The following is a 22804-nucleotide window of genomic DNA, read 5'->3' on the forward strand; positions in this document are numbered from 1 at the left end:
AAAAATTAACAAACGTTTGCGCCCATAAAAACATTATGTTATAATTCTATATCGTGAGTAATATATTTATTGCTCCTTGCTCTTTTTTTAAAGAGCCGCTAAGTCCAAAAGGAGGTGAATGTGATGAAAAAGTACGAAGCTATGTACATCATCCGTCCAAATATTGATGACGAATCTAGAAAAGCTCTAGTAGAACGTTTCAACACAATCTTAACTGATAATGGTGCTGAAATCACTGAATCAAAGGATTGGGGTAAACGTCGTTTAGCTTATGAAATCGAAGACTATCGTGAAGGTTATTACCAAATCGTTAACTTCGTAGCTGAACCTGCAGCAGTTCAAGAATTTGATCGTTTAGTAAAAATTAACGAAGATATTATTCGTCATATCATTGTTAAAGAAGAAGCATAATTTAAATAAATTGCAATAAATATTAGGAATGTTTCACGTGAAACGTTCCCTTGAAAATAAGGAGTGATTCTGATGATTAACCGAGTAGTTCTTGTTGGACGCTTAACAAAAGACCCAGAACTTCGCTATACACCAAATGGTGTACCTGTTGCTACTTTTACACTTGCAGTAAATCGTCCTTTTTCGAATCAACAAGGTGAAAGAGAAGCGGATTTCATTCTTTGTGTTGTTTGGAGAAAACAGGCTGAAAATGTGGCCAACTTCTTGAAAAAAGGTAGTTTGGCAGGCGTTGACGGTCGTATTCAAACGAGAAGTTATGATAACCAGGAAGGTCGTAGAGTGTATGTAACAGAGGTTGTGGCAGAAAGTGTTCAATTCCTAGAACCAAGAGGTGCGTCAAATCGTCAGAATCCTCCATCAGCAGGTTACCCTGATTTTGATGCGAGACCATTTGGATCTGATAATCAGAATCAAAATCAAGGTCCATCAAGAAATGAGGATTCAATCTTCAACAGCGGGCAACCGATTGATATTTCTGATGATGATTTACCATTTTAAATAAAAATGAACGAATGATACGGATATAACAATAGGAAAGGAGTGTATATATAATGGCAGGACGTAGAGGTCGTGGAAGAAGAAAAAAGGTGTGCTATTTCACAGCAAATAACATCACTCACATCGACTACAAAGATGTTGATCTTCTTAAAAAGTTTATTTCTGAACGTGGAAAAATTTTACCTCGTCGTGTAACTGGTACAAGTGCTAAATATCAACGTATGTTGACAAGAGCAATCAAACGTGCACGTCAAGTAGCATTACTTCCATATGTTGCAGAAGATAAATAATGATGTAAAAAGCACAAGGATTATAATTCCTTCGTGCTTTTTTTATTTAAATCATCTTTTAAAGTAAATGAAATTATTAAAACTTTTACCTACATATTAAAGGTTTGAGGATTAATTGAAGTTTCATCCATGGCTTTAAGGGGACCACTTCTTTTGTAGAGGCTTCATTTACTTATATCTTTGAAAAAATTTTATATAAATTAGTAAATACATTATAAATTATTGATATTGTTTACTATCTTAGCTTTTTTCCATTGATAAAGTTATTTTAACTGCTATATTTTAAATTAACATAACCAAAGTTGAAGCATATTACAATAATCGTTAAAATATATTTATGTCTTATTATTATGTAGTCAATACTACTAGAAAAACTAATAAGTTGTAGAGGTGTTCATGTGCAAACAAATAAATTAACGGAAGGTGCAATTTTACTAGCTGTATACGGTGTTTTATTATTTATATTTCTTTATCTTCCGTTTCTCTGGCTGATTGTTGCATTCGTATTAGCATTACCTTTTACGTATTTTACAGCGAAGTATGATTTGAAGCATGGTTTATTCTTTTTTGTAGGCTCCTTAATATTAACATTGATTATCGGTAATATTGTTGATATTGTTGCACTTCCTGTCACAATATTATATGGAATGGTCGGTATAGTATTTGGCTGGTGTTTACTTGGAAGAAAGGATCGTTTCATTACGTTTTCCGCAACAACATTAACTTTTTTAGCTTGTACAGTTTTACTTTATATTGGCGCAATATTGTTATTTGATATGAACTTTATCCAAGAAACAATAGAAATGTCAGAAAATGCTTTCCAACAATATATATCGGTTTTGGAAAGTACCGGACAGGATGTTTCGTTAATTAAAGAGACATTACCTTTAATTAAACAACAATTGATTACTTTAATCCCTTCTATGTTTATTTTGGCTTCTGGAGTAATTGTGCTTTTTATTCAAACAATATCGTATCCTATACTGAAAAGATTTGGTTTCTCTGTTCCGGAAGCAAGCCAATTTAGAAATCTTACATTACCAAGAAGTTTAATATGGTATTATTTAATAACTGTATTAATCTCACTATTTGTTAAAGCTGATGAAGGTACATTTTTATTTAATGCCATTGCAAATATTTTATTTGTTTTACAATTTTTATTTGTAATCCAAGGTATTTCATTTTTATTTTTCCTATCCTATGAAAAAGGGGTTAAAAAGGTTTGGCCAATTATTGGGACGATCCTCGTTATTATTAGTCCTTTATTTAACACGTTGGCACGAATCATAGGCATTGTTGATATAGGCTTTGGTTTACGCCAATGGATAAGAAAGAAAAGCTAAAACATAAGTAAAAGTGAATGTAAAACCTTGTGTGAAAAGCTTTTCTACTTTATTTAGGAGTTGGAATATATGCCAATCTTTTTAAGAAAGAAAAGGATAAAAAGGATATTAATAACTTTCTTAAGTTTAATGATGATACTAAGTATCATTTGCATCTTTTATAATTGGTGGTTAGCCATCATTAATATCATTGTAACGATTAGTTTTTATTATTTATTAATTAAAGCCGATAAAATTTTTCAAGTAGAAGCCGAAAAATACATATCATCATTATCCTATCGGGTGAAAAAAGTAGGCGATGAAGCACTGTTAGAGATGCCCATTGGTATACTTTTAATTAATGATGACTATACAATTGAGTGGGCCAATCCATATATGGCTTCTTGTTTAAAGGAAAATTCACTTATCGGTCGCTCACTATATGATGTGGCGGACATGCTTATTCCGATAATTAAACAAGAAATCGAAAGTGAAAAGGTATCAATTTACGATCATCAATACCGTATGGTTTATAAAAAAGAAGAAAAGTTACTATACTTTTTCGATATTACAGAACAAGCGATTATTGAGAAAAAATATGAAAATGAAAAACCAGTAATTGCTATTGTTTATTTAGATAATTATGATGAAATTACTCAAGCGATGGATGACCGTGAAAGAGGAACTTTAAATAGCCGAGTTACTTCCTTGTTAAATGAATGGGCTAATCATTTCGGGATTTATTTAAAACGAGTTAGTTCCGATCGTTACACTGCCTTTTTAAATAAAGAAATATTACACGAATTAGAAAAAGATAAGTTCTCAATCTTAGATGAAGTGAGAGAGTCGATTGTTAAAAACAATATCCCATTAACGTTAAGTATCGGTGTTGGAGTTGGTCTAAATTCGTTACCTGAAATAGGTGCTTCTGCCCAGTCGAGTTTAGATTTAGCCTTAGGTCGGGGTGGTGACCAAGTTGCCATTAAATTAATGAACGGCCGGGTAAGATTTTATGGCGGTAAAACAAATCCGATGGAAAAACGGACGAGGGTTCGAGCACGTGTTATTTCCCATGCTTTAGGTGAATTAATTCAAGAAAGTAGCCGAATCTTTATTATGGGGCATAAATATCCTGACATGGATGCAATTGGTGCATCTATCGGTGTTTTAAAAATCGCGCAAATTTATAAAAAGGAAACTTATGTTATACTAAATGAACAGGAAATAGATTCTGGGGTACAAAAACTTTTACAAGAAATAAAAGCAAAATCAGATATTTATGATCACTTTATTTCGCCTCAAGGAGCGATGGATTTAAATATTAATAATGCTTTATTAATTATTGTTGATACTCATAAACCTTCCCTAGTCATTGAAGAACGATTAGTTGACCGGATTGAACGTATCGTTGTTATCGATCATCATAGACGAAGTGAAGAATTTGTACGAAATCCATTACTTGTATATATGGAACCATATGCTTCTTCAACGTCTGAATTAGTAACTGAGTTGTTAGAATATCAACCGTTAAGTAAAATTGATATACTGGAAGCAACAGCATTACTTGCAGGAATCATTGTTGATACGAAAAGTTTCACTTTGAGAACAGGTTCTAGAACCTTTGATGCTGCGTCCTTCCTACGATCAAAAGGTGCAGATACTGTTTTAGTACAAAAGTTTTTAAGAGAAGATGTCGATACGTATATAAAACGTGCAAAACTCATTGAAAAAGTTGAATTCTATAATAATGGCATTGCTATTACAAAGGGAGAACCAGACGAGATTCTTAACCAAGTTTTAATCGCCCAAACGGCCGATATTCTCTTAACGATGGAAGATGTAGAAGCAGCTTTCGTTATTTCAAGAAGACCTGATGATTTAATTGGGATTAGTGCAAGATCATTAGGAAATATAAATGTTCAACTAATTATGGAAGAACTTGAAGGTGGTGGTCACTTAACAAATGCGGCTACACAACTTTACGAGACTTCGATAGAAGAAGTTGAACAAAGACTGAAAGAAGCCATTGATAAGTATTTAGAAGGAGGCAAAGAAAAATGAAAGTTATTTTCTTAAAGGATGTAAAAGGTAAAGGTAAAAAAGGTGAAGTGAAAAATGTAGCTGCTGGCTACGCGCAAAACTTTTTAATAAAAAATGGTTATGCTGTTGAAGCAACACCTGCAAACTTGAAAAAGTTAGAAGCACAAAAGAAAAAAGAAGCACAACAAGCTCAACAAGAATTAGAAGAAGCAAAACAATTAAAAGAAAAATTAGCTAACATTAAAGTTGAAATTACAGCAAAATCTGGTGAAGGTGGTCGTTTATTCGGCTCCATTACATCTAAACAAATTGCTGATCAGTTACAAAAACAACATAATATCAAAGTTGATAGACGTAAAATTGAAATGGAAGATGCTATTCGTTCTCTCGGTGTGACACGTGTAGATATTAAACTTCATTCAGAAGTTATGGCGACACTTGATGTTCATGTTGTAGAAGAAAAATAAGCGAAAATATTTCCATCGTAAACTATATTTGTTCATGTTAAAATGAAAAAAGAGAAAACGAAAGGCTTGCTCGAAGCCACGAAAATCAATGAAGAGGATTTTCTAGCGTTTGAGTAAGCCTTTTTCTTATGCTGGAAAAGATAGATTGATAGTATAATTAACTTATAAAATAAAAAACAAATAAATTTATATAAAAGTATGTATGTGATGTTAAAAGTATATTATTGGAGGTTTGGATACGAATGAATGATTTGTTAATAGACCGAACTCCTCCTCAAAATATTGAAGCGGAACAAGCGGTTTTAGGTGCTATTTTAATTGAACCGGAAAGTTTAACTGTAGCCTCAGAGTTACTGATTCCTGAAGACTTTTATCGTAGTTCCCACCAAAAAATATTTTCGGCTATTTTAAAACTGAGCGATCAAGGTAAAGCCATTGACGTCGTTACAGTTACAGAGGAATTGGCTGCAACAGAGCAGTTGGAAAATATCGGTGGCGTATCCTATCTTATGGAGTTAGCTAACGCTGTTCCGACGGCTGCCAATGTAGATTACTATGCACGAATCGTTGAAGAAAAATCACTTTTACGCAGATTAATTCGTACAGCTACAGAAATTGCCCAAGAGGGATATAACCGAGAAGATGAAGTTGAAAGCCTACTTTCTGAAGCTGAAAAAAAGATAATGGAAGTGTCAGGGCGTAAAAGTGCAGGTTCCTTTATTAGTATTAAAGATGTTTTAGTAGAAGCCTATGATAAGATTGAGACATTGGCAAGTAGTAAAGGGGAAATTACTGGGATTCCAACTGGATTTACTGAGTTGGATAAGATGACTGCTGGTTTCCAAAAGAACGATTTAATTATCGTTGCCGCTCGTCCTTCCGTTGGTAAAACAGCCTTCGCCTTAAATATTGCCCAAAATGTTGCCACAAAAACCGATGAAGTTGTAGCTATATTCTCCCTTGAGATGGGTGCCGAGCAGCTTGTAATGCGGATGCTCAGTTCAGAAGGGAATATTAATGCTCAAAATTTACGTACCGGTGATTTATCCGATGAGGACTGGAGAAAGTTAACAATGGCAATGGGTAGTCTATCTAATGCCGAAATTTACATCGATGATACACCGGGTATTCGGATGGCGGAAATGCGGGCCAAATGTCGCCGGTTAAAACAGGAACGTGGTTTAGGGATGATTCTAATTGACTACTTGCAGTTAATTCAAGGTGACGGTAGACAAGATAACCGACAACAAGAAGTTTCGGAAATTTCTCGTTCATTAAAAGCATTAGCCCGTGAATTAGAAGTTCCGGTGATTGCCTTATCGCAGTTATCACGGAGCGTAGAGCAACGACAAGATAAACGTCCGATGATGTCAGATATTCGTGAATCAGGAAGTATCGAGCAGGATGCAGATATCGTTGCCTTCTTATACCGGGATGACTATTACGATAAAGAAACTGAAAACAAAAATATCATTGAGATCATTATTGCTAAACAACGTAATGGTCCAGTAGGTACAGTACAACTTGCATTTGCTAAAGAATTTAGTAAGTTCGTTAATTTAGAAAGAAGATTTGATGATGCTGACATTCCACCTGGTGCATAATAGTAAAAGCAATCGGTCATGACAGACCATTGCTTTTTATTGTTTTCGGAAGTGAAAATTCTTTTAGTATGAAAATGATTAAATAGAAAACAAATTTAAGACAATATTTCAATTAACTTCTAGAAATTATACAATTTAATTACATTTTAAAGACGTTTTATCTTCTGCCACTGTAATTATGTTAAAGTATTAATAGATTTGAAATACAAATCACGGTGAATTTGGAGTATTACTAGTGGAAGAATTACATTTCTATCAATAAAAAAGTTTACAAAACGATTAAAAAACTTTTAATGAAATCTTATAAGGATCTTAAAACAGGGGTCTGAGTCCAATCTCTGCAACACCTAGCGAAGGAATTACTAGCTGTTTAATGTAGAGGGAGTCAACCCCTTTAATTATAATTGTATTTAATATTGTTAAGTCGTTTATATTTAAAAAACTTAAGATTTATAATAAAGGTATAATGAAATGTACTATAAAAACAAAGGGAACAATTTTGAATTAATGTTCCTTTTGTGCTCATAGAAAAGGAAATAAAGTGAATTCTAAATATCATCATGTTAAAGTAGTATTAATAAAAGTTTTCAAAAAAACACTAGATATTTGTCTCCAAGTTTATTATAGAAAATTTAACGTGACTTTGATTGAAAGGAGAGAAATGCATTGAATAAAAAAATATTAGTCGTTGATGATGAAAAACCAATTGCAGATATTTTAGAGTTTAATTTAAAAAATGATGGATATGAAGTGATTTGTGCTTACGATGGCGATGAAGCTATAAAACTTGTCGAGGAACATAAACCAGATCTTATTTTACTGGATATTATGCTTCCGGAAAAAGATGGGATGGAAGTTTGTAAAGAAGTTCGCAAAAAATACGATATGCCGATTATTATGTTAACAGCAAAGGATTCGGAAATTGATAAAGTACTTGGTTTAGAGCTCGGTGCTGATGACTATGTAACGAAGCCTTTTAGTACACGGGAAATTTTAGCCAGAGTTAAAGCGAATCTTCGCCGACATCAACAAGTGTCGACTGCAAGCCAAGAAAATGAGTCGAATGAAATTGCAATCGGTTCATTAGTAATTCATCCGGATGCATATGTTGTTTCAAAACGTGGTGAAACGATTGAACTTACCCATCGAGAGTTTGAACTTTTATATTATTTAGCAAAACATCCTGGACAAGTTATGACACGTGAACATTTATTACAAACGGTATGGGGATACGACTATTTTGGAGATGTTCGTACTGTTGATGTAACTGTTCGCCGTTTACGTGAAAAAATTGAGGATAATCCTAGCCATCCTGGTTGGTTAGTAACTCGTCGTGGTGTAGGCTATTATTTACAAAATCCTGAGCAGGAGTAATAGAAACGAATGGAAAAGTCTTCTATCTTTTCATCGATCCGCTTAAAGTTCATCCTGTTTTTTGTACTTCTAATTTTAATAGCGATGCAAATAATCGGTGTTTATTTTGTACGCGAATTAGAAGTGAAACTTACCGATAACTTTAAGAATTCGATTTTAAACAGAGTTAATTTACTAAAATATAATATTGAACAGGAATTTATAGTTGAACGTGACGAAGATGGTCTTGAATCATTAAGAACTGAAATACGTTCGTTATTGTATGAAAACAAGTCCAATGATATTCATTTAATAATGGTTTATGATAAAAACTCACGTGTATTAGCTACTTCAGATTACAATAACCAAGGAATCGTTGGACAAAAAACAACGGATAAAAATGTGTCTCGTACGATTGTCACAGCATCTACGATTCAAAACACATTACAAAATGAAAATAACGAACGGGTATGGTACTTATATGTCCCGATTCATGTTAATGATCAAGTAGAAGCGGTACTGTATATAGAAGGGGATATTGAACAAGTTTTCAGCCAAATTCAAGTTATTACAGGTGTGTTAGTAACAGGGACAGCTATCGCTTTAGGAATAACCGCGGTGCTTGCTGTATTTGTTGCGCAAACTGTTACACGCCCAATAATGGATATGGAAAAACAAGCCCAAGCAATGGCAAGGGGGAATTTTTCTCGAAAAGTTAAAGTATATGGAAACGATGAAATTGGCCAATTAGCTAATGCGTTCAATAATTTGTCACGAAAATTAAAAGATGAACAAGCAAAAACCGATAGTGAAAAGCGAAAATTATCCTCCATATTAAAATATATGACCGATGGTGTTATCTCAACAGATCGCAGAGGTCGAATTATATTAATAAATGAAGCAGCTGAATATATGCTGAATGTTTCACGTGAAACAGTAATTTCTAAACCAATAATTTCGGTATTAGGTTTAGAAGGTGAATATACATTTGAGGAATTAACGGAGGAAACAGATTCTGTGATTCTTGATTTTAGTACTAAGGAAAATCCGTTTATCCTTCGGGCAAACTTCTCTATTATTCAGAAAGAAACGGGCATCATGAATGGTTTAATTGTTGTATTGCATGATATTACCGAACAGGAGAAAATTGAACGTGATCGTCGGGAGTTTGTTGCTAATGTATCCCATGAATTACGTACACCATTAACAACAATGCGAAGTTATCTTGAAGCTCTTTCAGAAGGAGCATGGAAAGATAAAGAAATTGCACCGAGATTTTTAAATGTAACCCAAAATGAAACAGAACGAATGATTCGTCTAGTCAATGACTTACTACAATTATCAAAAATGGATAGTAAAGATTATGTATTAAATAAAGCAAGATTGGATTTTAGTCGATTTTTTAACCATATAATCGATCGCTTTGAAATGTCGAAGGATCGAAATGTGGAATTCGTGAGAAAAATTCCTAAAACGCAAATCATGGTAAACATTGACCAAGATAAAATTACACAAGTACTAGATAATATTATTTCAAATGCCCTTAAGTACTCGCCTGATGGAGGAGTAATTACGTGTCAAGTGATTATGTATCATGAGCATATTGAAGTGAAAATATCAGATCAAGGTGTCGGCATTCCTAAGGAAAATATCCACCGTATATTTGAGCGTTTTTATCGTGTTGATAAAGCACGGGCAAGAAGATTTGGCGGCACAGGTTTAGGACTTGCAATCGCTAAAGAAATGATACAAGCACATCATGGCCAAATATGGGCTACTAGTATCGAAGGAAAAGGGACAACCATTCATTTTACTCTTCCTTTTGATCGTGACCAAGGGGATGATTTTTATTGAAAATTGAACAAGTTAAATCAATTGTTTTAACAGGGTTAGTGTTATTAAGTATAATTTTGTTTTGGAATATCGTTACCTTTCAACAAAACTATGGCTTTGCACGGGAAAACCAAGAGTATGTCAACGAAGTGAATATTAGTGAGAAAAAAGATATTAAAGAGTTAGTGTATCCAATGAAAGTTGTTTATCGTACTGATGAAGATATTTATAAAGGTACACAAAATATGGTGACGATTAAAAAAGTTGTTGACGAACTAAAAACTTGGGAATTTTATTCTTTTCAAAATAGTACCGATGAGTTTAATTATAAATTTAAAGATATCGCAGCAAATCAAGTATTAATTTTCCAATATCCTGGTGATGTTCCCTTTAGTTTAACAAAATCGATTTTTAATGTCAGTGTCAACTCAGAGGAAATTCCTGAACAAGCTGTATTTAATAAAATTTTCATCTTTCGGAACGATGTCGTAAATGACGATGGGATCGTTTATTTTGCAACAGCAGACTTACGTACCGTAATAAAAGCAAGGGTAAAAGCTACTCATTTAGAGGACTACCAAAAAGTCATGGACGAGTTTGAAGAAAAGAGCTATGACTACATTGCATTAAGTAACAATATTGGTAAATATATTTATGTACAAAATGAAAAAATGGATTTACCTAGCTTCAGAATTCACACCCAGCAATTGTCTTTTGATTTATTTAAGAAGGCACTATTCCCTGATCCTAACTTTGTAAAACAGGATGGAAATTCATTTACTGACGGGACAAGCTTATTAAAATTTAATCCGGTCACGAATAAATTAACTTATGTAAATACGTCTATTCCAGAAAACACTGAGGAAAAACTTGGTGATATGATTACAACAAGTGTTCAATACATTAATAGCCATAGTGGTTGGACAGATTCGTATTATTATTCAAATGTTTTTCAAAAGCCAAATAAAGTTGTGTTTCAATTGTATTTGAAAAATTATCCTGTTTCCAATGATCACTCAAGAATTGAAATAGAAATTGGCGATAATAAAGTTCATTCTTATCAACGTCCTTTTGTTGAGTATGTATCCTATTCCATTGAAAATGTGGAGATTGAATCAGGAGAAAAAATTATTGAGAAACTAAATGCTGAGAATATTAAGTTCGATGACTTAGGAATATTTTACAGTTCTGGCCCTGAAAAAGAGATGCAACCTTCCTGGTTCTATAAACAGAATAATAGTTGGCGAAAATTTTCGGAAGTGAACCCTAGGAGGGATTAGCAATGGATTGGAGTAGGGCAAAAACAATTTTCATTATTACCTTTCTATTATTGGATATTTTCCTGATTCAACAATTAATTAGTCAACGTAATGAAAATACCTTCGATACAATTGAAGAAACTACGATTGATGAAAGATTAGAAGCACAAAATATTCAAGTAATCGAATTACCGACGGAACCTACTTCTGCACCATATATAGAGGCAGAAGTAAAACAAATAAGTATCGATGATGTTGAAATGGACAATCAAAAAATCGTTAATTTTGGTTCAGGTATTAAAGTTGACTTTAAAATTCCAATTCCACTTGATGAAGAAAATTGGGAAGTAGATGATATTGATGAGTTCGTCCAATCATCGGTTTTGGAAGGGGAGCAATATAAGTATTGGAACTATGATAAGGAAACAAATCAGATCATTTATTACCAAACTTATAATAATCAAATGTTATTTAATAATGAAAGCTCACAAATTGTCATTCAATTAAATGACAATAACGAAATTATCTCCTATACGCAAAATATGCTTGAAAATATACAAGAAATACAAGAACAAAACATTATAACAGCGAAACAAGCCTTGAGTATACTGTTAAGTAAAAATTTATTACAAACAGAAAGTGTCGTATCAAATGTCGAACTCGGTTATTATTCACTAGTTTCTGGAGAACCAAATCAACCTCAAAGTCAATCTCAACTGTTAGCCCCGACTTGGCGAATTACTGTTAACGGTGATGCCGAGTACTTTATTAATGCTATTGAAGGTCACGTGTTTAATGAGGAAAGGGAAATTGTTGAGTAATTGGAATGAAGTGCAACTTTTTTAAAATACCCATCTGTGATATGATGAAAGAGGTTAAATAAGGGGGCTGTCTAATAAGTCCAAAATAGTGATATTTGAAGTTAAGTTGGCGGCGACTCCAGCGGGAATAGCACGAGCCGAAGACCCCACAGGAGCGCAAGCTTCGAGGAGGCTGAGGCCGTGCCCGCGGAAAGCGCCCGCCAACGAAACAATAATCTATCACTATTGTTCAAGGGACTGACTTTTTGGACAGCTCCTTTACAGTTAAGTGCGTGTTTTTATAGAATCATAGTTTATAAGACAATTTTGGAGTGAACGTTAATGGCACTAAATTTCAGTGTACTAGCCAGTGGTAGTACGGGTAATGCAATATATGTTGAAACAGAGAAAAAAGCTTTTCTAGTAGACGCCGGTTTTACTGGAAAACAAATGGAAGCCTTATTTCAACAAATAAATCGCTCACCGAAGGATTTGGACGGCATTTTAGTTACCCATGAACATGCCGATCATATTAAAGGTGTTGGTGTTTTAGCGCGAAAATATAAACTCCCCATTTATGCCAACGAAAAAACATGGCAAGCAATGTCTCAGTCGATTGGCGAAATTCCTACAGATTTAAAATTTACCTTTGATATGGAAACAGTTAAAAACTTTGGTGATTTAGATATTGAATCATTTGGAGTTTCCCATGATGCAGCAGAACCAATGTTTTACATCTTTCATCAAGGGGATAAAAAGCTTGTTATTATAACAGACACAGGTTATGTAAGCAATCGAATGATTGGTACGATCAAGGATGCGGATTACTATATTTTTGAAAGTAATCATGATGTGGAAATGTTACGAATGGGAAACTACCCTTGGAATTTAAAAAGAAGAATTTTAAGTGATGTTGGTCACGTATCGAATGAAGATGCAGCTTTGGCAATGAGTGAATGTATTGGTGACAGGACAAAAGGAATTTACTTAGCTCATTTAAGTAAAGATAATAATATGAAAGAATTAGCAAGGTTGTCTGTTACCCAAGTTCTGGAACAACAAGGTTTTGTCGTTGGTGAACAATTTTCTTTATACGATACCGACCCAAAGACACCAACGACGCTAAAAGCGGTATAAAAAGAAGAAGGTCATTTGTTGTTATTCAATTAAAAGAATAAGTATAAGAGGCTGTTCATGATAACTCGAACAGCTTTTTTGTTTATACATAAGAAGGAAGAAAGTAGGAAATAATGCTTATAAAACGAAGAATTGATAAAGGGGAATGACAAATGAGTGAACGAAACCAAGATGAATATAATCATTTTTACGATGATCAAAAAAGAAAAAAACGTAAAGGGGGATATTTTTTCTCTAGTCTTATAGGGGCAATGATAGGCGCATTATCAATTATTTTATTTCTGCAATTTTCAAATAATGGTTCGAATAGTCATGTTCCTATAAAGGATTCAAATACAAGGATGGAAAACCAAAGTCAAACAATTGAACAAATTTCCTATGAAGTAGATACCAGTGTAACAAAGGCAGTCGAAAAAGTATTTGATGCAGTAGTAGGAATTACAAATTTACAAGGGGGAAGTTTTTGGTCCCAAGCCCAAGAGGCGGGAACTGGATCGGGTGTCGTTTATAAAAAACAAGGTGACTATGCTTATATTGTGACGAACCATCATGTTATTGAAGGAGCAAATCAAATTGAAGTAACGTTATCAGATGGAACAAAGGTGGATGCGGAATTACTTGGCAGTGATGTTTGGACAGATTTAGCCATTTTAAAAGTAGATGGAGAGGCAGTAAAAGCAGTGGCGCCCTTTGGAAATTCAGACATTTTAAAACTAGGAGAACCTGTTATTGCCATTGGTAACCCATTAGGTTTAGAATTTGCAGGTTCCATTACCCAAGGGGTTGTCTCTGGGTTAGAACGAACAGTACCAATGGACTTTAATAATGACGGTTTTGTTGATTGGAACGCAGAGGTGCTCCAAACCGATGCAGCAATAAATCCCGGTAACAGTGGCGGTGCACTTATTAATATTGCTGGTCAAGTAGTTGGTATTAATTCTATGAAGATTGCTCGTCAAGAAGTGGAAGGCATTGGTTTTGCCATTCCTGTCAATAGTGCAATACCAATAATTGAAGACATTGAACAATTTGGAAGAGTTAAACGGCCGTATATTGGAATTTCTTTACAAGAATTAAGTGATATTTCAATATATCATCAACAGCAAACATTGCATCTCCCAATCAATGTAAAATCTGGCATTCTTATTGCAGGAGTAGAGCAAGGAAGCCCAGCTGATAAAGCAGGATTAAAGCAATATGATGTCATAGTTAAATTAGACGAACATGAGGTGCACTCTATTATCGAGTTTCGCAAATACTTATATAAAGAGACACAAATAGGTGATTCAATTAGAGTCGGATACTACCGTAATGGGAAATATGGTGAAACAACCATAACATTAACGGAAAATAAAGACTAGATCACATTTAACTTGTAAAATGTTAATTTTTTCTTGATTTAAAAGAGTGTCTTTTTGGTAATAAGTGAAGGGAATAAAGGGGGAATGGTTATAATTTACGGTTGTTAAGAACATGCAGAATACGTATTAGAAGAAATGGTTATCGAGACTGAAGAACTACCAAGATTGAACCGATTGTGTGGAAAAGTTACCAACAGGAAAATGTGGATACTGTGGATAATCAATGGGATATATTGTGGCGAACTAACATTCTCACACAAAATATGGATACAATCTGTGGGTATGTGGATAACTTATGTGGAAAACTTGTTTGTAAGTTGTAAATAGGATGTTTATAAACAAAATTTTTCGATGTAAAATGGTAAAGTACACCGTCCGCATGTTAGTAAGTTGTTTATAATTTGTTGATAAATTACAAATTATAGTATAAAAAGGACTTCCATAACCTATTCATACAAGGCTGAGGAAGTCCTTTTTTTGTTTTATTATAACTTTTAGTTACTTAATTATTCTTTTACAAGTAAACTAACAAGTTCAACATGGACAGTATGTGGGAATAAGTCTACAGGTTGAACAGTCACTAGTTTATAGCCAAATGGTACAAGTTCTTTAATATCAGTTGCAAATGTTTCTGGATTACAAGAAACATAAACAATACGGTCCGGCTGTGAACGACCGATTTTTCGCATTACTTTTCCACCGGCTCCAGAACGAGGAGGGTCAAGTAATAATAATTCCGGGTTACCGAATTCTTCTAGCACTTGATCAATACCATGACGGGCATCTTTAGCTAAAAAACCTGTATTTTCAACGTCATTATCTTTAGCGTTACGTTTTGCTGATTCAATTGATTTTTCAACAATTTCGATTCCGTAAAGTTCTTTCACTTTAGTTGCAAATGGTAAAGAAAATGTACCAACACCACAGAATAAATCAATCATTTTTTCTGTCTTTTTAGGTTCGCCCATTTCAATCGCAAGTTCCACTAGCTTTTGTGCTTGTGTCGGGTTTGTTTGGAAGAACGTATCAAACCATAAACGGTAACGGAATCCAGCCATTTCATCATAAATGAAGTCACGCCCAGCAAGAATATGCGTTTTTTCTGATTGAGTTCGGTCTGCCCAATCGCGGTTTTCAAGCCATAATACACTTTTTGCTTGTGGGAATTTTTCAGTTAGTCGATTGATAAGGTCTGTTTTCGCAGCCTCTAATTTTCCTTCGGGTGCCTCTGTGGCAAATAAAGCGACCATTAATTCCCCTGTTGCAAAGGATTGACGTACCATTAAATGTCTTAGTAAACCTTCATGGGTATCTTTATTATAACCCGGTAATTGATGGTCTTTCGCCCAAGCGGCAACCTCCATTGCTGAGTCAACCATTAGGTCTCCTGCAATTAGACAAGTTTCTAAAGGAATAATTTTGCGCCAATTCCCTTGTTCATGAAGCCCGAGGGAACCATCTGGGGCGAAGGTAAACTCCATTTTATTTCGATAATGCCACGGATTATTCATACCGATTGTATCTTTTACAAGATTTGGATCAAAGCCTTCTGCCTCAAGGGTGCCCTTAACATAATCAGTTTTTCCCTTTAATTGTCCCGTATACTCCCAATGTTGCCAGACACAACCACCACAGCGGTCAAAATGTAGGCAAAGAGGAATAATACGTTCTGGATGAGGTTCAATCACTCGTTGTAAAATTGCTTTTCTTCTTCGTTTTTCAGGTTTATCTACAGTAACTTCCACCTTTTCACCAGGTAACGTCTGTGGAACAGTTAACCGTAATTTTTTCGGATTTCCATGTTCATTTTCACGCCATACAACAGCTTGTCCAGAACCTTTTTTGTCGAACTGGCGGATTTCTGTAACAAAAGTCTCACCGAAGTTTTCCATTGAATAACCTCCTCTGTGCAAAAATTTATCTATCGTTAATCGAACTTTTCAATCTCATTTGAAATTTACATTCTTCCCCATTATAACGGAATGACCTTTGATTTGAAACGCTATTATACAATTGGTAAGTATTTATCATTTTATAGTATTTCCGTTATTAAGCAAGAAAATAATGAACTCTCCTTTTTATAGTAAATTTTTATAGATTAATAACTTCGAAGAAATCAAGGAATTTAATGGCATGCTGTTGAATATTAAAGGAAATTTACATTTTCTCAATAATTCTACTAGTAGTAGTATCGTATAATTTGTATTTAAAGACATCTAAAGTAATTAAACATTGGCAGTTTTAATACCTTGAATAATATTAAGGAGGTTATAAAAATTGGGTAAAACTAAAAGGGCGGAAAGAAGTTGGGTTCTTTATGACATGGGGACATCAGCTTATTCCGTTGTCATTTCAACAGCTATTTTCCCTATTTATTTCCGATCCGTTGCGACGAATGCGGGAGTTAATAGTGCAGATGCAACTGCCTTTTTTTCCTATGCTGTTTCCATTGCGACGTTTATTTTAGCAATGCTTGGTCCCATCTTAGGAACTATCGCCGATTATCGTGGTATGAAGAAAAAATTTTTTACATTCTTTACTGGTATTGGAATAATCTCTACAGTCGGTTTGCTCTTTGTCCCCGACGATAATTGGTTACTATTAGTATCCTTATATGTATTAACATCGGTAGGAGCAAGTGGAGCGGGATTATTTTATAATGCATTTTTAGTTGATGTAACGAAGGAAAGTCGATTTAATGAAGTTTCCTCGAAAGGATATGCGATTGGCTATATTGGTAGTGTTATTCCATTTATCGTTTGTATTGCTATTATTATGTTAGCTAGTAATGGAACGATACCAATCTCAACAGGCACAGCAAGTAAAATTTCATTCCTCATTACAGCGATTTGGTGGCTAGCTTTCACCATTCCAATGTTAAAAAACGTGAAACAAATGCATTTTGTAGAACGTGAACCGAAGATTATTACAAGTAGTTTTAGAAGGCTTTATGGAACATTTAAGGAAATTAAACAATATCGAACAATCGTCATCTTTTTAATCGCCTATTTCTTTTACATTGATGGTGTAGGAACGATTATTTCTCTTGCAACAACTTATGGAACTAGCCTAGGACTAGATGCAACCGGATTATTAATTGCCTTATTAGCAGTCCAAGTTGTAGCTGCTCCCTTTGCCATCCTATTCGGTAAGTTGTCGAACAAGTTTGGCGCAAAGAAAATGATTTATGTTGGTATCATTATTTATACAATTGTCTGTATTTATGGATTATTCCTTGATTCTTTACTTGATTTTTGGATTTTAGCGATGATGGTTGCAACGGCTCAAGGAGGAATTCAAGCATTAAGTAGGTCTTACTATGCCCAAATGGTACCAAAAGAAAAATCAAATGAGTTTTTCGGGTTCTTTAATATTTTTGGTAAATTTGCAGCTGTTCTCGGTCCGTTTTTAGTTGGAATTACAACACAAATTACCGGCCACTCTTCCTTTGGTATTTTAAGTTTAGTAGTTTTATTTATTCTTGGATTTATTGTATTAATGTTTGTTCCAGATCAAGAAGTGAAGGAACAAAGTGAAAATATAACAATATCGTAAATTTACAAAAATCGGGACTGCATTAAGTAGCGGCCCCGATTTTTAAATTAATTTAGTATACTGTTGTTTTTTCCGTATAAGAAATACAGGATAATTCCAAGGATAAACCAGATAAAACTAGCAATCCAAGTCGTTACAGACAATTGGGAAATTAAAAATAGACAAGCTAGAAAAGATACGATTGGTAAAACAGGGTATAACGGTACTTGAAAACCATCTGTAGGTAGATTTTTATTTTTCCTTAATGCTATTATACCAATTGATACCATAGAAAAGGCAATTAATGTACCCATATTTACTAATTCAGCAAGCTGTGCCAGAGGTATAAACCCTGCAAAAATAGCAACGATAATGGCAAAAGTCCATGTCCCTTTTGCTGGAGTTTGAAACTTGTTTAATTCAATTAAAAATTTCGGTAAAAGTCCATCCCGGCTTAAGGCAAACAATAATCGAGCCCCAGCATAAATCATAACAAGCATAACGGTAGTCATGCCGACGATAGCGCCGATGGAAATAACACCGGAAATCCAACCTTGGTTAACTAGTTGCATAGCGTAACTTACTGGATTACTTACATTTAAATCAGTGAATGGAACGATTCCTGTAAGTACAAAAGAAACGGCCATATATAATAGCGCACAGACAAACAGTGATCCAATGATGCCAATTGGTAAGTTTCTTTGTGGTTTTTTCACTTCTTCTGCAGCCGATGATACAGCATCGAAACCTAAAAAGGCAAAGAAGACAATTGCCGCACCACTTAAAATCCCTTCAAATCCAAAAGGAATAAACGGTTGCCAATTTGCCGGTTCAACATAGAAAACACCGATAAGAATAAATAATAGAATAATACCAATTTTGATAAATACCATAATTCGATTTATGTTAGCAGATTCCCTCAAACCGCGAGTAAGTAAAAATGCAAGAATTAAAATAATAGCCATTGCCGGGAAATTTATATAAGTCCCATCTGCTGGGTTAAATGGTCCTGATAAAGCTTGTGGGATTGATAGATTAAATCCTTGTAACAATCCGTTGAAATAAGCGGACCAACCTGTTGCTACTGAAGCAACCGCTAATCCATATTCTAAAACTAACGCCCAACCAACTAGCCAAGCAATAAGTTCCCCAAAAGTAATATAAGCGTAAGTATATGCACTACCTGTAACCGGTATTTTTGAAGAAAATTCGGCATAACACATACCTGCTAAACAACAAACAAAAGCTGCAATTAAGAAAGATATTGAAATAGCTGGACCTGCATGTGTTGCGGCAACTGTTCCAGGAAGAATAAAAATTCCGGTTCCAACAATTGCACCTAATCCAAGCATTATTAAATCAAAGCCACTCAAAGTTTGAGGTAGCCTAGTTCTCTTTTTCCTTTCTAAAAGATCAGAAATATTTTTCTTACGAGAGAATGCATGTTTCATAATAAAAACCTCTTCTTCTGTAAAGTGTTAAACTTTAAAGTATTAAAGTGTGTATTTGATATTTTATACATTTCTTATAAAAAATCAATAACTTTAGTAAAAAATAATGTAGTAGTAATAAAAAAGAATCCCTATAGAAATGCTGATTCTTCTTTTCTATAGGGATATTTTTTATTAATTCCAGCAATTAATTTATTCGCCCCAACGTTTTGGGCTCCAAATGGTACCGTCTATTTCCCCTTCCATTTGTTCAATCCGTTTTACTTGTTCCTGAATAATCTCCTGTGTTGCTTTAATGAGAGTTACTTCGTTATAATCATTACTTTTATCATAAATACGTTGTAGTTCGTGTAAAATCCATTCCTCTTTTTCCAAGGAATTAACCTCCTTTTACTAAAATGATTGGCGCACTTGATCTAAAACGATCTTTAATCCATCAATGGAGGAGCGGTTTTCTTCAATTAAATCAATGGCAAATTGGAAAATTTCCGCATCCTTTTTGTCTTCCGTTCGTTGCATTGCTTTTTTAAGTTGGGAAATTAACCACTTTTCTCGGGAAGCAAGACTCGTATTACTTTCCATCGTAAGCATTTGCCAATAGCGAATTAATGTATCCATTTTTTCTTCTTCTTCCATATAGGCAAACTGGAAAATTGATAGTGTTTTTAAATAAATCATGCCTGTTTTATGAGCCATTGCTTGATATGGCTTTGTTAATTCATTAATACTAAATAGTTCAGTCCCCCCTGCTTGATATTCCTTTTCACTTACACCAATCATTAGCACTAATCCGAACTCTTTACCTTTTAAAGCATTCCCCCTTTTTCCATGGGCAAAGCCTTCTTCTAACACAACATCTTGCCAATGTTTAAGCATTGGTGGTGAACTATACCAGTAAAATGGGAATTGGAAGATAATGCGATCATGTGTTTTTAACAATTCTTGCTCTTTTTTTATGTCAATTTTTCCATCCGGATAAACTTCTTCTAAATGGTGAACCGTCACTTCAGCAAAATCCTTTAAGGAACTTAAAAAATATTGCTGACTACTTGATTCTAAAATATCGGGATGGGAAACAATTAATAATGTTTTCATTGTTAACTCCTTACCTTTTTGTTTTCCAATATTTCTATTATAAAAGTATAGCATGTGAAAAATACAATCGAAATAATCCTGCTCGAAATTATTATATGTAGTATTAGTATAACCATTTGGGAATTATTAACCTGAAAATTATTAAAATTCTTTTATCCCCGGGAAATATATATGTAAATTCCAAAATGATTCATGGTTAGGTGGAAATTATGATAAACTGGCAGATGAATGAAAATAAAGGACGGCGTTGGAAATGAAAATTACAATTGTATCAGTTGGGAAATTAAAGGAAAAGTATTTAAAAATGGGAATTGATGAATATACAAAGCGACTGAAAGGTTATACAAAAGTGGAAATTGTTGAAGTAGCTGATGAAAAGGCACCAGAAAATTTAAGTGAAGCGGAAATGAAGGAAGTAAAACGGAAGGAAGGCGAGCGAATTTTAGCCCATGTCCATCCGGATTCGTATGTTATTACATTAGAGATTCAAGGGAAATTATTATCCTCTGAAGAACTGGCAGCAAAGATTGATGAACTATCAATCCATGGAAAAAGTCATTTTACTTTTATCATTGGTGGGTCTCTTGGAATTAGTGAAGAAGTGCAAAAACGAAGTAACTTCGCCCTTTCCTTTTCCAAAATGACCTTTCCCCACCAGCTCATAAGACTTATTTTATTAGAACAAATCTATCGAGCGTTTCGAATAAATAGGAATGAACCGTACCATAAATAGAGGCAAAAATTGTTGAAGATAAGGTGGAATTTTATTGTCGGAAGCGGGTATTGGCTGTGGATAATCAGTTTCATTATCCGCTTCACGATACAACATGTGGATAAGTATAAAGGTTTTAGATATGTTGACTTCTGTAAAATCGAATTCAAGTTCAATGTTTTTAATGGTTCTTGATTTTCCTGTTTGTTTAATTGAAATTTTATCGATCAATAACTGAAGTAGCTGTTTTTGATTTTCTCTTGATGTCAGTTTATAAACGAATAGAAATTTTTCAAGCAGCATTTCAATAAGCTCCGGTTGAATAACTTTTGAATCAGAAGAACTCAAATGTACTGGAATCTCATTTTTCTTCTGCTCTAATTCTCTCTTTTCATTGGAAAGCTTTTGTAATCTTTCTTGAAGGATATCTATCGGGAGTGTATTCTTTTCAAAAGCTTCCATATATTTGTCTTGCAATTGCTGGATTTCCAACAAGCGGTTTTCAATCTGTTCTAGTTCTTTATTCAGTTTGTTTAGTGAACTAGCAGAACTTGAATTTATTTCTTTTAATGTTTTTATAGCTTTTGCTTATTGGTAACGAGTTTTTCAATTCTATTAATAACCTCGTCCTCTGCTTCATACGCTTTTATGGAATTCGCTTTACATGCTGCAGATCCTTTATTATGGAAATTACTACAAACATAATAACGATGTTTTCGTTTCGTCCCATCCTTTCGTGTAGATGTCGTAATGGAAGGGACCATTCCTTGACCGCAATCAGGGCAACGCAAAAGACTGCTAAGTAAAAAAGGTTCATTCGATTGGCGCTGTTTAAATGATTTGCTTTTTCTTCTTGCTTGAACTAAACTCCATAATTCATCTGAAATGATGGCTTCATGCTGCCCCTCAACAATGATAGGGTCAGGATTCTTTCCTTTTCTTCTCTTAGTGTCCCAATTTTCAACCTTTAACCAGCTGATTTTACCATTATAGATGACATTGTCTAAGATTGTTGCAATCCCATTTATAGAAAAATAACGGCCTTTTTTCGTTCGATATCCTAATTTATTTAAGTAGTTTGCAATTGCCTTTAACCCCTTTCCGCTTGCATACATTTCAAAGATCATTTTTACGATCTCTGTTTCTTTATGATTGATGACAAGTTGTTTTTCAACAGTATCGTAACCAAATACAGAACCACCATTCCATTGTCCCTCTAATGCCCTTTGTTTCATACCAAGTTTTACATTTTCCGATAACGTATTTCTTTCCATTTCCGCAATAGAAGCCATTATCTGTAGAACTAAACGGCCAATAGGGCTTCCGGTATCAAAGTTTTCCGAGTAGGATATAAATTTTACATCGTATTTTTCAAACTTATCCAAAATGATTAGAGTATCCAACATATTTCTTGAAAGCCGGGATATTTTCCATACCAAAACGGCATCAAATTTGTTGATTTCCACATCATCAATAAGCCTTTTCATTGCTGGACAAATCGTATTGTCATCTCAGTTTTGCCCCATAAAACACGATAATAGTAAATGTTTGATTGACTGGGAACTATTTACCTATTA

General features: G+C 34.2%; 21 protein-coding genes. 15 read left to right on the plus strand and 6 right to left on the minus strand.

The window, feature by feature from the left end:
• Positions 1-123 precede the first annotated feature (123 nt).
• From rpsF to GW534_RS05260, 13 genes are all read left to right on the plus strand, one after another.
• Positions 124-411, plus strand: coding sequence for a 30S ribosomal protein S6 (gene rpsF, locus GW534_RS05200; RefSeq protein WP_161920003.1), 288 nt, complete (start codon positions 124-126; stop codon positions 409-411).
• Between the two features lie 72 nt (positions 412-483).
• Complete coding sequence (gene ssb / locus GW534_RS05205; protein ID WP_161920004.1) at positions 484-969, plus strand: single-stranded DNA-binding protein; 486 nt, start codon at positions 484-486, stop codon at positions 967-969.
• Between the two features lie 53 nt (positions 970-1022).
• The gene (rpsR, locus tag GW534_RS05210; RefSeq protein WP_161920005.1) at positions 1023-1259 is read left to right on the plus strand and encodes a 30S ribosomal protein S18; all 237 of its coding nucleotides are present in this window, start codon (positions 1023-1025) and stop codon (positions 1257-1259) included.
• A gap of 398 nt (positions 1260-1657) precedes the next feature.
• Positions 1658-2602: a YybS family protein gene (locus GW534_RS05215; protein WP_161920006.1), complete on the plus strand. Its 945-nt coding sequence runs from the start codon at positions 1658-1660 to the stop codon at positions 2600-2602.
• Positions 2603-2671: 69 nt separating this feature from the next.
• On the plus strand, positions 2672-4642 hold the full coding sequence (locus GW534_RS05220) for a DHH family phosphoesterase (protein ID WP_161920007.1): 1971 nt from the start codon (positions 2672-2674) through the stop codon (positions 4640-4642).
• Positions 4639-5088 (plus strand): 50S ribosomal protein L9, encoded by a 450-nt coding sequence (rplI, locus tag GW534_RS05225; RefSeq protein WP_161920008.1) that lies wholly within the window; start codon positions 4639-4641, stop codon positions 5086-5088. The genes GW534_RS05220 and rplI overlap by 4 nt, the downstream gene beginning before the upstream one ends.
• Before the next feature lie 242 nt (positions 5089-5330).
• Positions 5331-6692, plus strand: coding sequence for a replicative DNA helicase (dnaB, locus tag GW534_RS05230; protein WP_161920009.1), 1362 nt, complete (start codon positions 5331-5333; stop codon positions 6690-6692).
• A gap of 666 nt (positions 6693-7358) precedes the next feature.
• Positions 7359-8066, plus strand: a complete 708-nt coding sequence (yycF, locus tag GW534_RS05235) for a response regulator YycF (RefSeq protein ID WP_161920010.1) — start codon at positions 7359-7361, stop codon at positions 8064-8066.
• A 9-nt stretch (positions 8067-8075) separates the two neighbouring features.
• Positions 8076-9899 carry a cell wall metabolism sensor histidine kinase WalK gene (gene walK / locus GW534_RS05240; protein WP_161920011.1) on the plus strand — a complete coding sequence of 608 codons (1824 nt, stop codon included), beginning with the start codon at positions 8076-8078 and terminating at the stop codon, positions 9897-9899.
• Positions 9896-11158 (plus strand): YycH family regulatory protein, encoded by a 1263-nt coding sequence (locus tag GW534_RS05245; protein WP_161920012.1) that lies wholly within the window; start codon positions 9896-9898, stop codon positions 11156-11158. Before walK ends, GW534_RS05245 begins: the two co-directional genes overlap by 4 nt.
• Before the next feature lie 2 nt (positions 11159-11160).
• Positions 11161-11958 (plus strand): two-component system regulatory protein YycI, encoded by a 798-nt coding sequence (locus GW534_RS05250; RefSeq protein ID WP_161920013.1) that lies wholly within the window; start codon positions 11161-11163, stop codon positions 11956-11958.
• A gap of 321 nt (positions 11959-12279) precedes the next feature.
• Positions 12280-13074 (plus strand): MBL fold metallo-hydrolase, encoded by a 795-nt coding sequence (locus tag GW534_RS05255; protein WP_161920014.1) that lies wholly within the window; start codon positions 12280-12282, stop codon positions 13072-13074.
• Between the two features lie 152 nt (positions 13075-13226).
• Positions 13227-14435, plus strand: a complete 1209-nt coding sequence (locus GW534_RS05260; RefSeq protein WP_161920015.1) for a S1C family serine protease — start codon at positions 13227-13229, stop codon at positions 14433-14435.
• 506 nt (positions 14436-14941) lie between these two features.
• On the opposite strand, the gene rlmD is transcribed toward GW534_RS05260, so the two are convergent.
• On the minus strand, positions 14942-16327 hold the full coding sequence (gene rlmD / locus GW534_RS05265) for a 23S rRNA (uracil(1939)-C(5))-methyltransferase RlmD (protein WP_161920016.1): 1386 nt from the start codon (positions 16325-16327) through the stop codon (positions 14942-14944).
• Between the two features lie 385 nt (positions 16328-16712).
• Between rlmD and GW534_RS05270 the strand changes: the two genes are divergently transcribed.
• Positions 16713-17990, plus strand: coding sequence for an MFS transporter (locus tag GW534_RS05270; RefSeq protein ID WP_161920017.1), 1278 nt, complete (start codon positions 16713-16715; stop codon positions 17988-17990).
• Between the two features lie 47 nt (positions 17991-18037).
• Here the strand turns inward: GW534_RS05270 and GW534_RS05275 are convergent, their stop codons facing one another.
• The 3 genes from GW534_RS05275 to GW534_RS05285 all read right to left on the minus strand — a co-directional run bounded on the left by GW534_RS05275 (position 18038) and on the right by GW534_RS05285 (position 20515).
• Complete coding sequence (locus GW534_RS05275; RefSeq protein WP_161920018.1) at positions 18038-19420, minus strand: amino acid permease; 1383 nt, start codon at positions 19418-19420, stop codon at positions 18038-18040.
• A 192-nt stretch (positions 19421-19612) separates the two neighbouring features.
• Positions 19613-19795 (minus strand): hypothetical protein, encoded by a 183-nt coding sequence (locus GW534_RS05280; protein WP_161920019.1) that lies wholly within the window; start codon positions 19793-19795, stop codon positions 19613-19615.
• 18 nt (positions 19796-19813) lie between these two features.
• The gene (locus GW534_RS05285) at positions 19814-20515 is read right to left on the minus strand and encodes an NAD(P)H-dependent oxidoreductase (RefSeq protein WP_161920020.1); all 702 of its coding nucleotides are present in this window, start codon (positions 20513-20515) and stop codon (positions 19814-19816) included.
• A gap of 253 nt (positions 20516-20768) precedes the next feature.
• Here GW534_RS05285 and rlmH point away from each other — a divergent pair, with 253 nt between their 5' ends.
• On the plus strand, positions 20769-21248 hold the full coding sequence (gene rlmH / locus GW534_RS05290) for a 23S rRNA (pseudouridine(1915)-N(3))-methyltransferase RlmH (protein ID WP_161920021.1): 480 nt from the start codon (positions 20769-20771) through the stop codon (positions 21246-21248).
• Here the strand turns inward: rlmH and GW534_RS16335 are convergent.
• Complete coding sequence (locus GW534_RS16335) at positions 21192-21689, minus strand: hypothetical protein (protein ID WP_246203941.1); 498 nt, start codon at positions 21687-21689, stop codon at positions 21192-21194. The genes rlmH and GW534_RS16335 overlap by 57 nt on opposite strands.
• Positions 21690-21802: 113 nt before the next feature.
• A complete protein-coding gene (locus tag GW534_RS16340) occupies positions 21803-22714 on the minus strand; it encodes a recombinase family protein (RefSeq protein WP_246203943.1) in 912 nt (303 codons plus the stop codon).
• Positions 22715-22804: the final 90 nt, after the last annotated feature.

Source organism: Pallidibacillus pasinlerensis, from assembly GCF_009996845.1.
GTDB classification, from domain to species: Bacteria; Bacillota; Bacilli; order Bacillales; family Caldibacillaceae; genus Pallidibacillus; species Pallidibacillus pasinlerensis.